The following is a 19632-nucleotide window of genomic DNA, read 5'->3' as shown; positions in this document are numbered from 1 at the left end:
GCGTTATCCAGTCCATCGCGCCTGGACTTTAGGCCGATATTGTTGCCGATGTCGAGCGCCCGGTCGGAGCTAACGGAGGCGGCCGGCATTGCTGGATATCGCGTGGGTTTTGTGTGTTTTCCGCCGCGGATTCGACTATCATGGGATGCTTGAACGATAGGATGCACGGCATGATCGATCATATCACCATGGCGGTCAGTGACCTTGAAAAGAGCAAGGTATTTTATGAACGCGCTTTCGACCCTCTGGGCTACCTTCGGGAAGGAAGGCGTTTTCTGGGCTTTCGATGTCGGTGGCAGCCTCTTCGAAATCCAGCACACTGACGACAAGCCGCCTCTGACCCGTTTGCACGTTGCCTTCCGGGTCCGAAGCAGGGCGGAGGTCGAGGCATTTTATCGCGCAGCACTTGAAGCCGGCGCAAGGGACAATGGTGCGCCCGGCCCGCGGCCGGAATATGCCGACAACTACTATGCCTGCTTCGTTCTCGATCCTGACGGTTACAATATCGAGGCTATGCTCAACGAGCCGGCGGCGTGAGGGTGACGACGCAGGCTGCGAACCTTGTGCGCAAGGGCGGCCAACGGATGACGCATGTGCCGCCGCTCGATCCGTTGTCGACGCTTATCGAGAATTTCCAGCAGCGCGGCGGCACGATCTGGGCCTGCCCGCCCTGCGTCACCTCGCGCGGTTATACGCAGGAAGACATGCTCGACGGCATCGTCATCGTCGGCGCCAGCGCCATGCATGCCGAAATCAAAGAGGGCGCGGCAACGCTGTCGTTTTGACTGGCTGCGCCGGGCCGGGCGACTATCGGGAGTGTCTTGGCGCCCACATTCACCGGCCTGCGCAGGCGCGACGGAGTGCCAAGCGACTATTCTTGCGCTCGGCAATATACTTGTGAGATTGTACCGATATACATGCGATACTGCCGATGCAGGCAGCGCGGGGGCTTCGATGACATCCGTAAGGGTCAATGAGCTGATATCGGTGGCGGGGCAGCCCGATGCCGCCGGTTTTGCTGCTTTTGCGGCGGACGGTTTTGCCGGCGTCATCAATGCCCGGCCGGATGGCGAGGAGCCGGGGCAGCCGGGCGATGCGGCGGAAAAGGCTTCTGCCGCTGCCGTGGGGCTCGCCTACAGCTTCGTGCCGGTGAAAGGGCCCGAGATTACCGAGGCCGATATCCGCGCCTTCCAGAGGGCGATGATGCAAGCAAACGGGCCGGTCGTCGCTCATTGCAAGAGCGGCACCCGGGCGTTGACGCTCTATGCGCTCGGAGAGGTGCTTGACGGGCGGATGCAGCCCGGGGACGTCGAGGCCTTCGGTCAAAACCTCGGCTTCGATCTTGCCGGCGCGCGCCGCTGGCTGGAAAAGCGGGCAGGGCAGGCGGCTGTCGTGAAGGCTTTCTTCGAACCCCGCACTTGCAGTGTGCAATATGTCGTTTCAGACCCGGTAACGAAACGCTGCGCCATCATCGACCCGGTGCTCGATTTCGACGAAATGTCGGGTGCGACGGGAACGGCCAATGCCGATGCCATCCTCGCGCATATCGACAGCGAAGGGCTGACGGTCGAGTGGATCCTCGACACGCATCCGCATGCCGACCATTTCTCCGCCGCGCACTATCTCAAAGGAAAGACCGGCGCGCCGACGGCGATCGGCGCCCATGTCACCGACGTGCAGGTGCTCTGGAAGGAAATCTACAACTGGCCGGCACTCGAAACCGACGGCTCGCAATGGGACCGGCTGTTTGCTGATGGCGACACTTTCGAGATCGGCGGGCTTAGAGCCCGCGTGATGTTCTCGCCCGGCCATACTCTTGCCTCGGTGACCTATGTGATCGGCGACGCCGCCTTCGTGCACGACACCGTGTTCACGCCGGATACCGGCACGGCGCGCACGGATTTTCCCGGCGGCAGCGCCAGCGCTCTCTGGCACTCGATCCAGGCGATCCTGTCGCTGCCCGAGGAGACCCGGCTCTTTTCCGGCCACGACTATCAGCCTGGCGGCCGTCACCCGCGCTGGGAAAGCACGGTAGCCGCCCAGAAGCGCGCCAATCCGCATATATCAGGCATCGACGAAGCCGGCTTCGTGGCGCTGCGCCAGGCGCGCGACCGCACGCTGCCGAAACCGAAGCTGATGCTGCATGCGCTGCAGGTCAACATCCGCGGCGGGCGGTTGCCCGAACCGGAGGCGAACGGGCGACGGTATCTGAAGATTCCGCTGGATGCGTTGTAGGAACGCAGGGAGCAGCGTTGCGGCGTGCTTCGAGGCTTCGCCCGTTCGGGCTGCGCACCTCAGCATGAGGGAGGTTGGTGGATGCCGCGCCCACGACAGCGGGAATAGTAGGATGCTTAAGAGAGCTCCATCCTGGGGATGAGAATGCTGGCATCATACCGGCCAACAGCGCTCCGACGTTCCGTCTCCATATTTCGCCCACCAAACCCAATCTTCCGCAATAATGATTGACGTCGTGCGGGCGGGCGACGTAACTGGCGGTGACGGTTCCCTGAAGATGACTCCAAGGGGATTAATAGGGAACACGGTGAGGACGACCCAGTAGGGACCGAGACCGTGGCTGCCCCCGCAACTGTAAGCGGATTGTCGATCATCTCAGCTGTGGCCAGCGACTGGCCATCTCTGAAGGGCTTATGGCCCTGCCACTGCGATATATCGCGGGAAGGCGGATGAACGACTTATATCCGCAAGCCAGGAGACCTGCCGTCAATCACGATCCAATCAACCGGGCGGGGATGCCCGGATAAGGAACAGACATGATTGACCTTCTGAACCTTCGCCGAATTTCGGCATGCATCCGTCTCGATTGGGCCTCCTGCGGCTAGCGCGCGCGTCAGCGTGCCTTCGGCCGCGCGTGCGGCATAACCGTGCTTTTTCCTTCAATCGAGGTTTTTCATGCGCCAGATTCTCGCCACCATGACATTTGCCTTCGGGCTGATCGGCCTTGCGGCACCGAGCCTTGCTGCCACCCAATATCCTTTGACCATCACCAATTGCGGTGAGCAGGTGACTTTCCAGAAGGCGCCGTCGAAGATCGTTTCGATCGGCCAGGGAATGACCGAAATTCTTTTCTCGCTCGGCCTTGCCGACAAGATCGCCGGCACGGCCGTCTGGGTCGGTCCCGTGCTGCCGCAATATGCCGCGGCGAACAGCAGGATAAAGCGTCTCGCCGACAATGATCCGAGCTTCGAATCCGTCGTCGGACAGGAGCCCGACCTGGTGGCGGCCGAGTTCGAATGGCATGTCGGCGCGCAGGGCTCCGTCGGCAAGCGGGAGCAGTTTCAGGATCTCGGGATCAATACCTATCTTTCGCCGGCCGATTGCGTCGCCAAGGTCAACACCGATGGCGGCGACGGTGTGCGCAAGGAGCTGTTCACGATGGCGCTGATCTATCGCGAAATCGCCGAACTCTCAGAGATCTTCGACGTGAAGGAGCGCGGCGATGCGCTGATTTCCGAGCTGAAGAAGCGCGAGGCGGATGCCGTCGCCTCGATATCAGCCGCATCGGGCAAGAGCCTGCCCATCGTCTTCTGGTTCTCCAGCAAGGAAGTCAACGGCGACGCCTTCATTGCGGGCAAGAACAGCGCGCCTGCCTATATACTGAAGGCGATCGGCGCCAGGAATGTCGTCACCACCGAGGAGGAATGGCCGCTGGTCGGCTGGGAAACCATCGCCCAGGCGAACCCGGCCGTCATCGTGCTCGCCACCATGGACCGGCGCCGCTACGCCGCCGACGATCCGAAGGTCAAGATCGATTTTCTCGAGAACGACCCCGTGACCAAGGAACTCGATGCCGTCAGGAACAGGCACTTCGTGATGATGGACGCGCAATCGATGAACCCAACGATCCGCACGATCGACGGCATCGAGACCTTGGCGAACGGCATCAAATCCTTCGGCCTCTCGCAGTGAAGGCAGCGTCGGTCAGGAAACAAGGATGGTGGGCGCTCGCCGCGCTCACCATTTCAGCCCTTCTCCTTCTCGGACTGATGATCAGCCTTGCCGTTTCGATCGGCGAGATCGCGATCCCGCTGGCGACAACGGCGGAGGCCGTCTCCAACCGGCTGTTCGGAACGCAGTTCGAACTCAGCCGCATCCACCAGGGCATCGTCTGGGATTATCGTCTGAGCCGGGCGCTGGTTGCGGCCAGCGCCGGCGCGTCGCTCTCGCTCTGCGGCGCCGTGCTGCAGGCGCTGCTGCGCAATCCGCTGGCCGAACCCTATGTGCTCGGCATCTCCGCCGGCGCCTCGACGGGAGCCGTCTGCGTGATGATCCTCGGCCTCGGCTACGGTGTTCTTGGCCTTTCCAGCGGCGCCTTCATCGGCGCGGTCATTGCCTTTCTGCTGGTCGGCTTCCTGGCGACGGGTGCGGGAGGAACCGGCGAACGCATCATCCTGTGCGGCGTCGCCGGTTCGCAGCTCTTCACTGCGCTGACCTCCTACATCGTGACGACATCGGCGAATGCCGAGCAGGCGCGGGGCATCCTGTTCTGGCTTCTGGGTTCGCTCAGCGGCGTGCGCTGGCCGGATGTCTATCTCTCGGTGCCGATCGCGCTCACAGGTTTCGTCATCTGCATGGCCCATGTCAGGGCGCTCGATGCCTTCGCCTTCGGTACGGATGCGGCGGCCTCGCTCGGCATTGCGGTGCGCCGCGTCCAGATCCTGCTGTTCGGCCTGACAGCGGCGATGACGGCAAGCGTCGTCAGCATGGTCGGCTCGATCGGCTTCGTCGGCCTGGTCATTCCCCATGCCGCCCGCTTCCTCGTCGGGCCGGGCCATCGGCGGCTGCTGCCGGCAACAGCACTCGGCGGCGCGATCTACATGGTCGGCGCCGATATCGTCTCGCGCATCATCATCCCACAGCAGGTCCTGCCGATCGGCGTTGTTACGGCGCTCTTCGGCGCGCCAGCCTTTGCCGTCATCCTCTATCGCGTGCGGAGGAGCGCATGAGCATTACGATCGACGCGGTGAGTTTCGCCGCAGGCGACACGGTCATCGTCAACGGCGTCAGCCTGACGGTGGCAAAGGGCAAGGTGCTCGGTCTGCTCGGGCCGAACGGGTCCGGCAAATCGAGCCTGCTGAGGCTGATCTGCCGGCTGCGCAAGGTCCGCAGCGGCGTCATCCGGCTGGGCGACGACGATATCGCTTCGCTGTCGCGCGCCGCCCTTGCGCGGCGCATCGCCTTCGTCGAGCAGCAATCGACGACCGAGACGCAACTGACCGTGCGCGACGTGGTGCGGCTCGGCCGCACGCCGCATCGCGGGATGCTTGCGCCCTTCGGCGCGGAGGATGATGCCGCGGTCGAGGAGGCGCTGTTGCGGGTCGACATGCAGGCGAGGGCGGGCCAGCTCTGGCAGACGCTGTCGGGAGGCGAGCGACAGCGCGTCCATATTGCGCGGTCGCTGGCGCAGGCGCCGGGCGAGCTGCTGCTCGACGAGCCGACCAATCATCTCGATATCCAGCACCAGCTCGACATTCTCCGGCTGATCTCGAAGCTCGGCATCACCTGCATCGTCGCTCTGCACGATCTCAACCTGGCGGCAATGTTCTGCGACAGCCTGGCGGTGCTTCAGAAGGGTGAGGTCGTCGCCGCGGGCGCGCCGGAGGAGGTGCTTACAGAGGATATGATCGGCAGGGTTTTCGGCGTTCGCGCCCATGTCCAGAAGTCGGCAGTGCATGGGCGGCACCACATCCAATACGTCCTGGATTGAGGAATGGCCTTTTTCCTGGACTGGCGTATGATTTCCGAGGGCGCCTGCGCCCGGTCGAACGGAGTTTCGAGATGCTCGAACGAAATCAGTTTCCCCTGCGGCCCGTCGTCCCCGGCTTCGCTGTCGCCTGGGTCGCCATCATTTCAGGCGCGAGCGTCGCTCTCAGCCTGATTTTTGCCTGCGTCACGCCCTTCGTGGCCCTGGCGGCGGTATCGGCGGTCATTGTTCCCCGGCGCATGGCGCTGACGGCGGTCCTGCTGGCCTGGCTCGCCAACCAGATGGTCGGGTATCTCGTGCTCGGCTATCCCCAGACTTGGGACAGCTATGCGTGGGGTCTGGCGATCGGTCTTGCCGCATTTGCATCCCTGGCCGCAGCGCTCGGCGTGCTTCACCTTGCGGCCGGCCTGACCGTCACCGCGGGCGGCGCCTTCATGGCCGGCTTCGTTGCCTATGAAGGCGTGCTCTTTGCTGCGACGGCGGTGCTTCCGTCAGGCGAGGAAGCGTTTTCGGCGTCTGTGGTGGCGAATGTCCTGCTGATCAATTCTCTGGCCGCGATCGGCCTGGTCTGCCTTCACGCCGGCGCGGCAGCCGGCCGTGCGCTCGTTGCAAGCCAGCCGGGACCGGCGTTGCCTTAGGCGCAAAGACCTAAGGTGCCGGAAACCGCATTACCTCCCGCAACAGCGCAATGACCTCTGAGACCGACGGCCCTCTGACCGGTGGCGGCACTGCGCGTTCACAGAACTCGCGCCAGACGAACAGCGTCAGTTCCGCGCCGTCCGCTGCGGTTTCTCCGCGTCCTTCTGCAAAGTTCTCGAGCAGACGATACCGGCCGTCCTTCCAGAACAACTCCTCCACCCAGTCATATATCGGAATGACATGAAAATGGATCGGATAACCGGGCGAGTGCCCGTATCGGCCGATATAGACGCGCTGAGCATTCAGGTCTTGTTTCAGCGCCTTCTGCGTTCTTGCAAGCAATGGGCCGAATTCGCCCAACGCCTTTTCCGATAAATCCGAAAGGTCAGTCGTGTCGGTCTTGGAACTGATCATGAGATAGCCGGGAAGGGCGGAGTTCATCCGGTGGTTTACGAGCCATCCCGTGGTCTCGGCAACATGAAACTGCAGAGGAATCTGCAAGCGCCGCCTCTTTCGCTTTCGCAAAGGAACATTTCGACGCGGGAGAATAAGCAGTTTTGCAAGGGCTGCAACGGCGATCTTCAAGATCGATGCTCACTCGCCCTCGGCTCCGCGGCGCTCGCTCGCAAGCCCAACGAGCACGAATGGGTGGCGAACGGCAAGGCGCTGAAGTGAAATGCGCCAAGCATGGGTTGAGATCGTCGCCGGCAACGGCTATCTGGTTCCGGACCGCAAGCGGACCCTCCGCGAACGACAAGGCGCAAAGCTCCCATGATCCCCGATTTCCTCGTCACCCATTCCGGTGGCTTCCATGCCGATGAATTGCTGTCGAGCGTCATCCTGACCCGGCTTTTCCCGCAGGCGCGTATCGTCCGCAGCCGGGCGCCGGAATGGATCACGCCAGGCGAAGGCCGCATCATCTACGATGTCGGCGGCGCCTATGATCCTGCTGCCGGGATATTCGATCACCACCAACGCGGCGCCCCGATGCGCAACGATGGCCAGCCCTACAGCTCGTTCGGCTTGATCTGGAAGCATTACGGCCGTGATTATCTCGCAGCCTCCGGCCTTCCCGAAGCCCATGTCGAGGTGGTGCATGGCACTTTCGATGCGGGCTTCGTGCTGCCGATCGATCTGACCGACAATGGCGCGCTCAGCCCCTCGGGGCCGTTGGCGGGCTTGGCGTTGCCTGCGCTGCTGGAGACGCTGAAACCGGTTTTCGACGAAGCTGAACCCGAGGCCGACGATCGCGCCTTCCACGCGGCGCTTGCCATTGCCCGCAGTTTCGTCGAGGCGAGGATCGCCCAGAGTGCCGCAAAATTGCGGGCCGAGGCGATGGTGCATCGGGCAATCGAGGCTGCGGGGCAGGGCCGAGTTCTGGAGTTGCCGAGGGGAATGCCGTTCCGTCCCGCCATCGTCAAGGCAGGCGCCGAGCAGCTGCTGTTCGTCGTCCATCCGCGCGAAAAGGATTGGTGCGTGACCGGCATCCGCCGCGCCGAGGAGGGCTTCGAACTCAGGGCGGATCTGCCGGCAGCCTGGGCCGGTCTCGCCAATGGAGAGCTGGAGGCGGTTTGCGGGATAGAGGGCGCGAGCTTCTGCCACAACGGCCGCTTCATCGCCGCCGCCAAGACTCGCGAGGCAGCACTTGCCATGGCCGATTTGGCGGTGAAGGAGGCGCTTTCGATCGGGGTGTAGTGGCCGTTATCCGCCTCGGGTTCACCTGATCTCATCTGCGTTCAGGTGAACCCAACTGTGAGGCGATTGACTTGCATCCGCGAAGGATTAAGCTTCGAGCCATAACAACCACCACCCACACGCGAGAGATAATGGAGGGTGTGAGTGGCCGGCGACCTTGAGGAGGATGAGGTTTGCCATGGATTACCGTGTTGTTCTGCTGATTGGTGCAACTGTCACTGCCCTTTTCCCCGGTCATGCCGGGGCGCAGGAGGGTGATGCGACGGCCGGCGCCACTGTTTTCAAGAAATGCGCGACCTGTCATGTCGTCGAGTCCGATACCAACAAGGTCGGTCCGTCGCTGAACAAGCTGTTCGGCAGGAAGGCCGGGACGCATCCCGATTTCGCCTATTCGGCCGCAATGAAGGCGGCCGGCGAAGGCGGCCTCGTCTGGGACGAGACGGTTCTGCGTGACTATCTCCATAATCCGAAGGCAAAGGTGAAGGGCACGAAGATGGCCTTTGTCGGCGTGAAGGACGACCAGGAGATCACCGATCTCATCGCCTATCTCAAACAGTATTCGCAGTGATGGGCAATATTCGCAGTAACGGGCAATACCCCAAATGACGGGCCGCGGCCGGGGTGGCGCATGGCTAAATTGCCGTAATTGCCGATATTTTCTATCTGTGCGATAATAAAGACGGACTTTTTGCGGAATGCGGTTTCACGGGTCAACCTGCTCGAGGAGGAGCGGAAATGGCTGTCGTGCTGATCCTCGTCCTGATTGTCGTCGGCTCCGTGCTTTTTCATGTGCTGAGCCCATGGTGGTGGACGCCGATCGCGTCCAACTGGACCTATATCGACAGTACCCTCGTCATCACCTTCTGGATCACCGGTATCGTCTTCGTGGCGGTGGTGTTGTTCATGGCCTATTGCGTCTACCGCTTTCGCCACAAGCCGGGCAACCAGGCGCATTACGAGCCTGAAAACCGCAGGCTGGAGGTGCTGCTCGCCTCGGGAACGGCGGTCGGTGTCGCGGCGATGCTGGCGCCCGGCCTCATCGTGTGGAACCAGTTCATCACGGTGCCTGCCGATGCCGCATCGGTCGAGGTCGTCAGCCAGCAGTGGCTGTGGAGTTTCCGCCTGCCGGGTGCGGACGGAAAGCTTGGCCGGGCGGAGACGCGCGACGTCAGCCCCGAGAACCCGCTCGGGCTGGACAAGAACGACGCAAGCGGCCTCGACGACATCATCATCGAGGGCGGCGAGCTGCACCTGCCGATCGGCAAGCCGGTACACATCCTGCTGCGCTCCGTCGATGTGCTCCACGATTTCTATGTGCCGGAATTCCGCGCCAAGATGGATATGATCCCCGGCATGATCACCTATTTCTGGCTCACGCCGACGCGGACAGGGACTTTCGAGATCCTCTGCGCCGAACTCTGCGGCGTCGGCCATCCGCAAATGCGCGGCACCGTCGTGGTCGATAACGACGCGGACTACCAGACCTGGCTCGGGCAGCAACAGACATTCACCCAGCTTACGGCGTCATCGGGAGAGCCGCCGCCGGCAAACTGACGCGGTGACGCGGTCGCAGGCCGGTTCAGGGAACCGGCGGGAAGGGAAGAGAGATCATGGTCGAGATTCCATCCGGCAGCATCCCCTCCGCCGAAGTCGAGGATGTCGAGCTTTATCATCCGCACAGCTGGTGGACCAAATATGTGTTCAGCCAGGATGCCAAGATCATCGCCGTGCAATATTCGATCACGGCGATCTCGATCGGCCTCGTGGCGCTGGTGCTCTCCTGGCTGATGCGGATTCAACTCGCCTTTCCAGGCTATTTCGCCTTCATCGATGCCGATCACTATTACCAGTTCATCACCATGCATGGCATGATCATGGTGATCTATCTCTTGACGGCACTTTTCCTCGGCGGCTTCGGCAATTACCTCATCCCGCTGATGGTCGGTGCGCGCGACATGGTATTTCCTTACGCGAACATGCTGAGCTACTGGATTTATCTGCTCGCGGTGCTGATCCTCGCCGCCGGCTTCTTCGCCCCGGGCGGTCCGACGGGGGCCGGCTGGACACTTTATCCTCCGCAATCCGTTCTTTCCGGCACGCCGGGCGGCAAGGACTGGGGCATCCTACTGATGCTCACCTCGCTGATCGTCTTCATCATCGGCTTCACCATGGGCGGGCTGAACTATGTGGTGACGGTGCTGCAGGGGCGGGCACGCGGCATGACCCTGATGCGGATGCCGCTTACTGTCTGGGGCATCTTCACCGCCACCGTGATGGCGCTGCTCGCCTTTCCCGCGCTCTTCGTCGCCTGCGTCATGATGCTCTTCGACCGCGTGCTCGGCACCAGCTTCTTCATGCCCGCCATCGTCGAGATGGGCACGCAATTGCAGCATGGCGGCGGCAGCCCGATCCTGTTCCAGCACCTGTTCTGGTTCTTCGGCCATCCCGAAGTCTATATCGTTGCGCTGCCTGCCTTCGGCATCGTCTCGGATCTGATCAGCACGCATGCGCGCAAGAACATCTTCGGCTACCGGATGATGGTCTGGGCGATCGTCATCATCGGGGGCTTAAGCTTCGTCGTCTGGGCGCACCACATGTATGTCAGCGGCATGCACCCGGCCTTCGGCTTCTTCTTTGCCACGACGACGCTGATCATCGCGATTCCGACGGCGATCAAGGTCTACAACTGGGTGTTGACGCTCTGGCGCGGGGACATCCACCTGACGCTGCCGATGCTCTTTGCGCTCGCCTTCATCGTCACCTTCGTCAATGGCGGGCTGACCGGCCTCTTCCTCGGCAATGTCGTCGTCGACGTGCCGCTGTCGGATACGATGTTCGTTGTCGCGCATTTCCACATGGTCATGGGGGTGGCGCCGATCCTCGTCATCTTCGGGGCGATCTATCACTGGTATCCGAAGGTGACCGGGCGCATGCTGGACGAGACGCTCGGCCAGATCCACTTCTGGATCACCTTCCTCGGTACTTATGCGATCTTCTTTCCGATGCATTATCTCGGCCTGCTCGGCGTGCCGCGCCGTTACTTCGAGATGGGAGAGACCGCCTTCGTTCCGCCATCGGCCCATACGCTGAACATCTTCATCACCGTCATGGCGCTTGTCGTCGGCGCCGGCCAGATGGTCTTCCTGTTCAATCTCGTCTGGAGCCTTTTCCGCGGCCGGGAGGCCGGCGGCAATCCTTGGCGGGCAACGACGCTCGAATGGCAGACGCCGCAGACGCCGCCGGCGCACGGCAACTGGGGCAGGGACCTGCCCGTCGTCTATCGCTGGGCCTATGACTACAGCGTACCCGGGGCTGCCGAAGATTTCATTCCGCAGAATGTGCCGGCAAGCGATGGCGTTACCCGCGAGGCTCCGGCATGAACGTCATCCTGCTTTTCCTCGCCGCCATCGCCGCCATCATCATCTGGTGGCTTTCAGGGCAGCGGCTGACCTCGAAGCCCTGGCTGGAAACCGGCTCGGTGCAGTTGCCGGATCAACACGGCACCGAGCGGCCGCCCGTGCCGGCGGTGAAAATCGGCCTCTTCGTGTTTCTCGGCGTCGTCGGCGCGCTCTTCAGCCTTGCCGTCAGCGCCTATTTCATGCGTGCTGCGTCGGCCGACTGGTGGGGGATGCCGGTTCCGCGCCTGCTATGGGTGAATACTGCGGCGCTTGCGCTCAGCAGTGCTTCACTGCAATGGGCAAAACGAGAAGCGCAGCATGGCCGCATGGAAAGCCTGCGGCCAGCGCTGGTGACGGGACTTGCGCTAGCCGTCTTCTTCCTCGCCGGGCAGATTCAGGCATGGCGGGAGCTGACGGCGGCCGGCTATGTGCTGGCCGACAATCCCGCCAACAGCTTTTTCTATATGCTCACCGGCCTGCATGGCCTGCATATTCTCGGCGGGCTCGCCGTGCTCACGCATACCACGGTCAGGGCATTTTCAACGGAGGTCGCGCCGGACAGGCTGCGCCTCAGCGTCGATCTTTCCGCGATCTATTCGCATTTCATGTTCGCCGTCTGGCTGCTGCTTTTCGCGCTTTTTGCCGGCTGGGCGAACGACTTCGTCGATCTCTGCCGCACACTACTGAACTAAGGGGTTTGCAGATGGCACAGACTATCGAGACACACGGCGGGGCAGACCTCAGGCCGGCCGGCCTTCGCGGTGTCGCCGCCGATTTCAGCTCGGATCAGCGCGCCTTCAAGACCGCCTCCTGGGGCAAGGCGATGATGTGGATCTTTCTCCTCAGCGACACTTTCGTCTTCGGCTGTTTTCTGATCGCCTATATGACCGCCCGCATGTCGACGCCGGTTCCATGGCCCAATCCGAGCGAGGTTTTCGCGCTGCATATCGGCGGGCAGGATGTTCCGCTGATCCTGATCGCGATCATGACCTTCGTGCTGATCTCGAGCAGCGGCACAATGGCGATGGCGGTCAATTTCGGCTATCGCCGCGAACGCCGCGTGACCGCGATACTGATGCTGCTGACGGCCGCTCTCGGGGCAACCTTCGTCAGCATGCAGGCCTTCGAATGGACCAAGCTGATCACCGAAGGCGTGCGCCCCTGGGAGAATCCATGGGGGGCAGCGCAGTTCGGCTCGACCTTCTTCATGATCACCGGCTTTCACGGCACCCACGTGACGATCGGCGTCATCTTCCTGCTGATTACCGCCCGCAAGGTCTGGCGGGGCGATTTCGACGTGGAGCGGCGCGGCTTTTTCACCAGCCGAAGAGGGCGCTACGAGGCCGTCGAGATCATGGGCCTCTACTGGCACTTCGTCGACCTGGTATGGGTTTTCATCTTCGCGTTTTTTTATCTGTGGTGAGGTCGTTATGAGCGAGACAACGGCGCACGGGCAAAGCCCGCATACACAAGCACTGCACGCGCAAGATCACGGACAGCAGCATCCGATCCGGCTCTATCTCTTCGTCTGGGGCCTGCTCTTCGTGCTCAGCGCCTTTTCCTATATGGTCGATTATCTCGGGATCCACGGCTATCTCCGGTGGACGCTGATCCTGCTGTTCATGATGCTGAAGGCCGGGCTGATCGTCGCCATCTTCATGCACATGGCCTGGGAACGGCTGGCGCTGGTCTACGCGATCCTGCTGCCGCCCGTGCTGGTGCTGGTTTTCGTGGCACTGATGGTATCGGAAGCGGACTATACGATCTTCACCCGGCTGGCTTTCTTCGGTGCCACGCCTTAGACATCGGTTATCAGGTGCAACTATCTCCACCGGAGCAACGATGGCCGAGATTCTGCTGTTCCACCACGCTCAAGGGCTGACCCCTGGCGTGCGCGCCTTCGCGGACGAGATCAGGGCAGCCGGCCACATCGTGCATACGCCTGATCTGTTCGACGGGCGCATCTTCGACAGCATCGAGGAGGGGCTTGCCTATATCGGCCAGATCGGATTCGACGCGATCAGGGAGCGCGGCGTCCAGGTCGCCGACGAACTGCCCCGCGAACTGGTCTATGCCGGGTTCTCATTCGGCGTGCTGCCGGCGCAGAAGTTGGCACAGACACGGCGTGGCGCCCGCGGGGCTTTGCTTTTCTACTCCTGCCTGCCGATCAGTGGAAGATGGGCCTTCGGGCCTTGGCCGGAGGGCGTCGCCGTCCAGACGGCATGGATAACGATCCGATTTTTGTCGGCGAGGGCGATATCGACGCGGCCCGCGAGATCGTGGCGAAGGTCGATGACGCCGAGCTTTTCCTCTACCCCGGCGATCAGCACTATTTCGCCGACAGTTCGCTGCCGTCCTATGACGCGGATGCGACCGCGCTCCTCATTACCCGGGTGCTCGCATTCCTGGATCGCCGCTGATCCCGGCGGCCACCGACCCCACAAAATCCCCACCTAAAACGCGTCCTAAAACATGATGGAGGTCGCGCCGGGCGACGATCTCGGCAATGATGGCCGCCTATTCGCCACGATCCTGTCAGGCCATGCTGTTTATTCCGCTTCCCTTCGCCGTTGCCCTTCTGCTGCTTGTCCTCTTCGTTGCCGTCCTCAGGCGCGACGAGGAGGCGGTGCCGAACCGGCCGTTTCTGGCGCTCATCCTGCTTGCCGCGCTGCAATCCGTGCTCTCCGGCCTGCGTTGGGGATATGGGGTCCAGGCCGTTGGGTTGGTCGCGCCGGTGATCGCGGCGATGGTGCCGCCGCTTGCCTATGCCGGGGTTTCCCGGCTGGTGAGAACGAGCCGGCGGCCGCTGCCGGCGCGGATGGCCCTGCATGCCGTGCCCGCCGCCCTTATCCTGCTGCTGATGGCCGTTTGGCGGGAGGCGATCGACATCGCGCTGGTGCTGATCTTCGTCGGTTATGCCCTGGCGATCCTGCTTTTGATGGGCCCGGGCGCCGATGCGCTGCGGCTGGCGCCTTTCGAAGGGGCGGTGCCGGCCTACCGGGCAATCATCTTTACCGCCGCCGCCCTGTGTCTCTCGGCTGCGATCGATACCTTCGTCTTCCTCGACCTCACCTCGGCCCATAGTGCGCGGGCGCTGATGCTGATCAGTATCGGAAATCTCGCCGTCCTCGTCATTCTCGGCATTGCGGCGGCCGCCGCCAGCCGAAGCCGGGCGCCGGCGGAGATGGTGGAGACGGCGCCACGGCCGGAGACGAGCGAAGACAAGGAAACGATCGCCGCGGTCGATGCGCTGATGGAGGCCCGCAAACTCTATCGCGATACCAATCTCAATCTCGACCGGCTGGCCCGCAAGACCGGCATCCCCGCCCGCCAGATCTCGGCGGCGATCAACCGGGCGATGGACAAGAACGTCTCGCAATATGTCAACGACTACAGGATCGGCGAGGCCTGCCGGCTGCTTGCCGGCACCGAGAAACCAGTGACTGAGGTGATGTTCGAGGTCGGCTTCCAGACGAAGTCCAACTTCAACCGTGAATTCCGCCGGGTGACGGATATGACGCCGGTTGCGTGGCGGCAGAGGAAGGGGTGAGGCGGACGGCCTGATCCTCGAAGGACAAGGACGGCCACTGCCACGTACACAATCGCGATCGAGGACTCCCTGGATCGTGTTCGAGGTCGCGATTTCTGTCGGGTCGGCGATGTTTGCCGGCATGAACACGACATCAGAACATGACCGAGACCTTGCGGCCAAGCTCAGATCGCTTTCGATCGAGCCCGGGACCTTGAAGATGGCGCCGCCGAAGCCTCGTGCCCGGCGGCGCGTGATCCCTGGCGCGATGCTTGTCCTTGCTGCGGCGGCACCGCTGGCGGCGGCTCTTTTCTATAGGGCCGAGACGCTGCAGCGTGTCGAGACCGCGCTTGCGGGTTTTTCGGGCGGCGATCTTGCGATATCCGCTGATAGGGTGGAGAGGCGCGTCAGAGACGGCGTCGCTATTGAGGCGATGCGGACTCCGACCGAGGATGAAGCGAAGAGCACAGCTGCGTCGACCCGGGAAATCACCGGCTCCGGCTATGTTGTCGCCAGCGATATCGCCACAGTCTTTTCCAAATATGAGGGCCGGATTGTCGCGGTCGAGGTCGACGCGGGCGACAGCGTCGTCGCAGGGCAGGTGCTGGTGCGGCTTGACGATGCCGGCGCAGGCTTTTCGCTTCGGGGCGCCGAGATATCGGGACGGGCGGCGGCGCTGGCGCTTGATGCGAGGACCATCGAGTCTGCACAGGCGCGATTGTCGTTTGCGCGCAGCGAACGGCTCGCCGGGCGCGACGCCATGTCGGCGCAGGCGCTGGAGGAGGAGAAAACGGCTGTCGACAAGGCCGAGAATGCCGTCCTGCAGGCGCGCCAGGATGCTGAAAAGGCGGAGCTCGAGATCGACAAGGCGCGTGAGCGGGGGGAGGCGCTGATCGTGCGTGCGCCGATCTCCGGCATCGTCACGCGGCTCGACGCGCATGTCGGCGACACGGTGCTGTCGCGCGAGGACAGCGTGCGGGAGGATGAAAGCCTGCTCACTATTACCGATATGGCGAGCCTGGTCATCGATGCCGACGTGGCCGAGGCCAATATCGCGCTGATGCGGCCGGGCCTGTCGGGCGAGGCGATTCTCGACGGCTTCCCCGGCCAGCCCTTTGCGATCGAGGTGTCGAAGATCGCGCCTGTCATTTCGCGGGAAAAGGGGACGGTGACGCTGCGCCTGTCGCTGACGTCGCCGCCGCTGGGCATGCGGCCTGCCATGGCGGCGCGTATCCGGCTGGTGGTGGGGGATGCCGCGGCTTCCGGTGTGTCGGCCGCTGGTGCTCATCACCCGCCCTCGTCCTTCGAGGCTCCGGCCTTCGGCCTGCGCACCTCAGGATGAGGGCTGGTTGTTGTGCCGTGTGGCTGGAAAGCTGATCGGGTGCCGTGCGGCAGGCGGGCTGATTGGTGCCGTGCGGTTCGGCTTCTTGTGCCGGAGATCGCAGCTTCTCTCCGACCTCATTCTGATGTGCCCTGCAGGGGCCTCGAAGAACGAGGGCGGCCACCGGTTACCGGCCACAGATCAACAAACCACCAAGGAGCAGAGCAATGACCGACACTCAAGACCCCTATATCGCGCTTGCCGGCGTCAGGAAGGCGTTCCGGATCGGGGCGGAGACGATACCGATCTTTTCGGGGCTTGACCTCTCCATTCCGCGCGGCGATTTCGTTGCGGTCATGGGGCCGTCGGGTTCCGGAAAATCGACGCTGCTGAATATGCTGGGCGGCATCGACAGCGCTGACGCCGGCGAGATCCGGATCGGGCGCAGCCATCTCGAGCAGATGGGCGAAGGGGCGAGGGCCGCCTGGCGGGCGCACAGCATGGGCATCGTCTTCCAGTTCTACAATCTGCTGCCGATGCTGAATGCGGCTGACAATATCGAGTTGCCGCTGCTCTTGAAGCCGCTGACGCGCAAGGAGCGTCGGGCGCGTGTCGATACTGTGATGGATCTGGTCGGGCTTGCCGGGCGGCAGCGGCAGTTTCCGTCGAGCATGTCGGGCGGGCAGCAGCAGCGCGTCGGCATTGCGCGTGCCATCGTCGCCGATCCTGATCTCATTCTCTGCGACGAGCCGACCGGCGATCTCGACCGGAAATCGGCCAATGATATCTTGGAGATGCTGGGCTTCCTCAATCGCGAGCTTCAGAAGACCATCATCATGGTCACGCACGATCCCGAGGCCGCCGCCTTTGCGAGGCGCACGCTGCATCTCAACAAAGGCGAATTCGTCGAGGGGGAAGGCCGATGACCTTTTTCCAGCTCATGCGGCGCAATGCCTGGCGTAAGCGGCTGCGCGCCATTCTGCTGATGTTTTCGGTCGGCATCGCCTTCCTGATCTACGGACTGACGGCGAGTTTCGTCAGCGGCAGCCAGGGGGCGGCCGGCGCCAGCGACAATCTGCTCGGCGTGTTCAACAAATCGGGCCGGGGGCTGCCGCTGCCGATTGCTTATCTCAACCGGATCGCGGCGGAAGGTGATGTCGCCGCCGTCGCCTATACGGCGCGGATGCGCGGCTTCATCGAGGTCGAGAAGAATGTCGTCGCCGTCAGCGCGGTCGATCCGCGGGCGATTGCCGCGGCCAATGGTGCCGAACTCGGGCTGACGCCCGAGCTGATCGCGGCGCTGGAAGAAGGCGGCGACCGGGTGCTCGTCGGCAGAGCGCTGGCTGAGGCGCAGAACTGGTCGGTCGGCCAGCGCATCGGCCTCACCAGTCAGCTCATGAAGGCGGACGGCAGCCGGAACTGGAGCTTCACCATCGCAGGCATCTTCGAGGGGGCTGATGCCGGCAGCGACACCTATTTCATGCTCGCTCGCTACGACATGGTCAATGCCGCCCGCGCGCGGGACAGGGATACCGTCGACGCCTTCGTGGTGCGCCCGCGCGACGGTATCGCTTCGGGCGTGCTGGCGGCGCGCATCGACGCGCTCTTTGCCAATTCTGCGGCGCAGACCCAGACGCAATCGGAAAAACAGTTCCTCGAAGGATTTCTCCGGCAGTTCGCCGATGTCGGGCTGATCGTCAGCCTCGTCGTCGGCGCGGCCTTCGTGACGATCCTGATGATATCGGTCAACACCATGCTCTTTGCCGTCAGGGAGCGCCGCTTCGAAATCGGCGTGATGAAGGTGCTCGGCTTTTCCCGGGGTCGCATCGTCGCGCTCATTCTCGGCGAGACGCTGTTCACCTTCGCCATCGGCGGGGCCGGCGGGCTCATCCTGGCCAAGCTCGCGACACTGTCGATCGGGCCGGAATTCGGCCTCGTCTTCAGCGGCGAGGTATTGCTGAAATCCATCGCGATCATTGCCGGGCTCGGCCTGCTGACCGGGCTGCTGCCGGCCGTGAACGCCATGCGTCTGCCGATCGTCAACGCTTTCAAAACGAGATAATCCAATGTCATCAGCGCTCAAGCAGACCTTTCTCATGATGAGAATCAATCTCGGCAGCCTGCCGCGTCGGCTCGCGATTTCGCTGTCGATGGTGCTGTCGGTCGCTCTCGTGGTGGCGGTGCTGGCAGGGTTTCTAGCGATGGCGCGCGGCTTCGAGGCGGCTCTTGCCGGTGCCGGCTCGCCAGACATCGCCGTCATCCTCGGCGGCGGCACCAACCAGGAAACCGGCTCCGACGTGCCGGCAGATGCGATCCGCAGCCTGACCGCCATCAGCGGGGACACCGGCATCGCGCGCGACCGGGCCGGCGGGCTGGCGCTGTCGCGCGAGACCATCGTGCCGATCGATGTGAAGGGGAGCGACGGCGCCGAGCAGACGCTGTCGCTGCGGGGCATGGACCGCACCGGGCTCGATCTGCGCGGCCGCGCCCGGCTTTCGCAGGGGCGGCTGTTTGCGCCGGGCGGACGCGAGATCGTCGTCGGCGCCCGCATCGCAGACGCTTTCCCCGGCTTTGCCGTCGGCCAGAGAGTGCGGTTCGGCGCTGTCGACTGGACCGTCGCCGGTCATTTCACTTCCGGCGGCAGCGCCTTCGAATCCGAGATCTGGGCGGATCTGGATGCTGTGCAAGCGGCCTTCGGCCGGCAGGGACAGGTGCAGAGCCTGCGCGTGCGGCTTGCCGGCGGGGGCGATCCCGCGCGTGCGCTGGCGGTGCTGCGTGAGAGACTGTCCGATATATCGGGCACGCCGCTCACATCAATCCCCGAGGCCGATCTTTATGCCGCGCAGGCCGAGCGCACCGAGAGCCTGATCCGCCTGTTCGGCTGGCCGATAGCGCTGCTGATGGCGGTCGGCGCGACGGCGGGCGCGCTGAACACGATGATGAGCTCGGTCTCCGACCGCGGCGTTGAGATCGCCACCTTGCGCCTGCTCGGCTTTTCCCGCCTGCCGGCCTTCGTCGCCACCTGGTTCGAGGCTGTGCTGCTATCGGTGGCCGGCGCCGCCATCGGCATCCTCGCCTCGCGGCTCGCCTTTGACGGTTGGCAGGCAAGCACGATGGGCGCCAACAATACGAAGATGGCGTTTGAGCTTGTGGTTACGCCTGATGTGATTTTGACGGCAGGTTTGCTCGGGCTGGCGGTCGGCGTGATCGGTGGTGCCCTGCCGGCGCTGGCGGCGGCAAGGCTGCCGCTGAGGGCGGCGTTGCGGGAGAGGGGGTGAAGTAGTGCCTCGAAGACCTTGGCTGCCGTGCCGTTTGGCCCCCTCATCTG

General features: G+C 63.3%; 18 protein-coding genes, 3 pseudogenes and 1 riboswitch. Of the genes and pseudogenes, 20 read left to right on the top strand and 1 reads right to left on the bottom strand.

Features of this window, described 5'->3' with window-relative positions:
* The first annotated feature begins 170 nt into the window (after positions 1-170).
* The 7 genes and pseudogenes from OS035_RS10760 to OS035_RS10730 all read left to right on the top strand — a co-directional run bounded on the left by OS035_RS10760 (position 171) and on the right by OS035_RS10730 (position 6360).
* Positions 171-537: pseudogene (locus OS035_RS10760) on the top strand (VOC family protein).
* Between the two features lie 20 nt (positions 538-557).
* Positions 558-785, top strand: a pseudogene (locus OS035_RS10755) (DsrE family protein); the annotation flags it as partial.
* A 169-nt stretch (positions 786-954) separates the two neighbouring features.
* Positions 955-2235 (top strand): bifunctional sulfur transferase/dioxygenase Blh, encoded by a 1281-nt coding sequence (gene blh, locus OS035_RS10750; RefSeq protein WP_097625978.1) that lies wholly within the window; start codon positions 955-957, stop codon positions 2233-2235.
* A 247-nt stretch (positions 2236-2482) separates the two neighbouring features.
* Positions 2483-2737, top strand: a riboswitch (cobalamin riboswitch).
* 173 nt (positions 2738-2910) lie between these two features.
* Positions 2911-3927, top strand: coding sequence for an ABC transporter substrate-binding protein (locus tag OS035_RS10745; RefSeq protein WP_097625977.1), 1017 nt, complete (start codon positions 2911-2913; stop codon positions 3925-3927).
* On the top strand, positions 3924-4964 hold the full coding sequence (locus tag OS035_RS10740) for a FecCD family ABC transporter permease (RefSeq protein ID WP_131711779.1): 1041 nt from the start codon (positions 3924-3926) through the stop codon (positions 4962-4964). The genes OS035_RS10745 and OS035_RS10740 overlap by 4 nt, the downstream gene beginning before the upstream one ends.
* Entirely contained in the window at positions 4961-5725 is a 765-nt protein-coding gene (locus OS035_RS10735) for an ABC transporter ATP-binding protein (RefSeq protein WP_097625975.1), read from the top strand. Before OS035_RS10740 ends, OS035_RS10735 begins: the two co-directional genes overlap by 4 nt.
* A gap of 71 nt (positions 5726-5796) precedes the next feature.
* Positions 5797-6360: a hypothetical protein gene (locus OS035_RS10730; RefSeq protein ID WP_331813666.1), complete on the top strand. Its 564-nt coding sequence runs from the start codon at positions 5797-5799 to the stop codon at positions 6358-6360.
* Between the two features lie 10 nt (positions 6361-6370).
* Here the strand turns inward: OS035_RS10730 and OS035_RS10725 are convergent, their stop codons facing one another.
* On the bottom strand, positions 6371-6862 hold the full coding sequence (locus OS035_RS10725) for an HIT family protein (RefSeq protein WP_183779517.1): 492 nt from the start codon (positions 6860-6862) through the stop codon (positions 6371-6373).
* Positions 6863-7132: 270 nt separating this feature from the next.
* Between OS035_RS10725 and OS035_RS10720 the strand changes: the two genes are divergently transcribed.
* The 13 genes and pseudogenes from OS035_RS10720 to OS035_RS10660 all read left to right on the top strand — a co-directional run bounded on the left by OS035_RS10720 (position 7133) and on the right by OS035_RS10660 (position 19582).
* Positions 7133-8056 carry an MYG1 family protein gene (locus tag OS035_RS10720; protein ID WP_183779515.1) on the top strand — a complete coding sequence of 308 codons (924 nt, stop codon included), beginning with the start codon at positions 7133-7135 and terminating at the stop codon, positions 8054-8056.
* 178 nt (positions 8057-8234) lie between these two features.
* Entirely contained in the window at positions 8235-8624 is a 390-nt protein-coding gene (locus OS035_RS10715) for a c-type cytochrome (protein WP_179613570.1), read from the top strand.
* Between the two features lie 167 nt (positions 8625-8791).
* Positions 8792-9610 carry a cytochrome c oxidase subunit II gene (locus tag OS035_RS10710; protein WP_097625970.1) on the top strand — a complete coding sequence of 273 codons (819 nt, stop codon included), beginning with the start codon at positions 8792-8794 and terminating at the stop codon, positions 9608-9610.
* Between the two features lie 56 nt (positions 9611-9666).
* Positions 9667-11436: a cytochrome c oxidase subunit I gene (gene ctaD, locus OS035_RS10705; protein ID WP_097625969.1), complete on the top strand. Its 1770-nt coding sequence runs from the start codon at positions 9667-9669 to the stop codon at positions 11434-11436.
* The gene (locus tag OS035_RS10700) at positions 11433-12146 is read left to right on the top strand and encodes a cytochrome c oxidase subunit 3 (RefSeq protein ID WP_183779514.1); all 714 of its coding nucleotides are present in this window, start codon (positions 11433-11435) and stop codon (positions 12144-12146) included. The genes ctaD and OS035_RS10700 overlap by 4 nt, the downstream gene beginning before the upstream one ends.
* 11 nt (positions 12147-12157) lie before the next feature.
* Entirely contained in the window at positions 12158-12877 is a 720-nt protein-coding gene (locus OS035_RS10695) for a heme-copper oxidase subunit III family protein (RefSeq protein WP_131711778.1), read from the top strand.
* A 7-nt stretch (positions 12878-12884) separates the two neighbouring features.
* Entirely contained in the window at positions 12885-13256 is a 372-nt protein-coding gene (locus OS035_RS10690) for a cytochrome C oxidase subunit IV family protein (RefSeq protein WP_097625966.1), read from the top strand.
* Between the two features lie 40 nt (positions 13257-13296).
* Positions 13297-13874 (top strand): annotated as a pseudogene (locus OS035_RS10685) (dienelactone hydrolase family protein).
* An 86-nt stretch (positions 13875-13960) separates the two neighbouring features.
* Positions 13961-15004 carry a helix-turn-helix domain-containing protein gene (locus tag OS035_RS10680; protein ID WP_179867123.1) on the top strand — a complete coding sequence of 348 codons (1044 nt, stop codon included), beginning with the start codon at positions 13961-13963 and terminating at the stop codon, positions 15002-15004.
* A 76-nt stretch (positions 15005-15080) separates the two neighbouring features.
* The gene (locus OS035_RS10675; RefSeq protein WP_331813665.1) at positions 15081-16325 is read left to right on the top strand and encodes an efflux RND transporter periplasmic adaptor subunit; all 1245 of its coding nucleotides are present in this window, start codon (positions 15081-15083) and stop codon (positions 16323-16325) included.
* Between the two features lie 206 nt (positions 16326-16531).
* Positions 16532-17230, top strand: coding sequence for an ABC transporter ATP-binding protein (locus OS035_RS10670; RefSeq protein ID WP_331813664.1), 699 nt, complete (start codon positions 16532-16534; stop codon positions 17228-17230).
* Positions 17227-18366 (top strand): ABC transporter permease, encoded by a 1140-nt coding sequence (locus OS035_RS10665; protein ID WP_331813663.1) that lies wholly within the window; start codon positions 17227-17229, stop codon positions 18364-18366. The genes OS035_RS10670 and OS035_RS10665 overlap by 4 nt, the downstream gene beginning before the upstream one ends.
* A gap of 4 nt (positions 18367-18370) precedes the next feature.
* Entirely contained in the window at positions 18371-19582 is a 1212-nt protein-coding gene (locus tag OS035_RS10660) for an ABC transporter permease (RefSeq protein WP_331813662.1), read from the top strand.
* Positions 19583-19632 lie beyond the last annotated feature (50 nt).

Source organism: Rhizobium sp. 268 (assembly GCF_036571585.1).
Lineage (GTDB): Bacteria > Pseudomonadota > Alphaproteobacteria > Rhizobiales > Rhizobiaceae > Rhizobium > Rhizobium redzepovicii.
The sequence above is the reverse complement of the archived record's forward strand: the minus strand, read 5'-3'. Positions and strand labels throughout refer to the sequence as shown.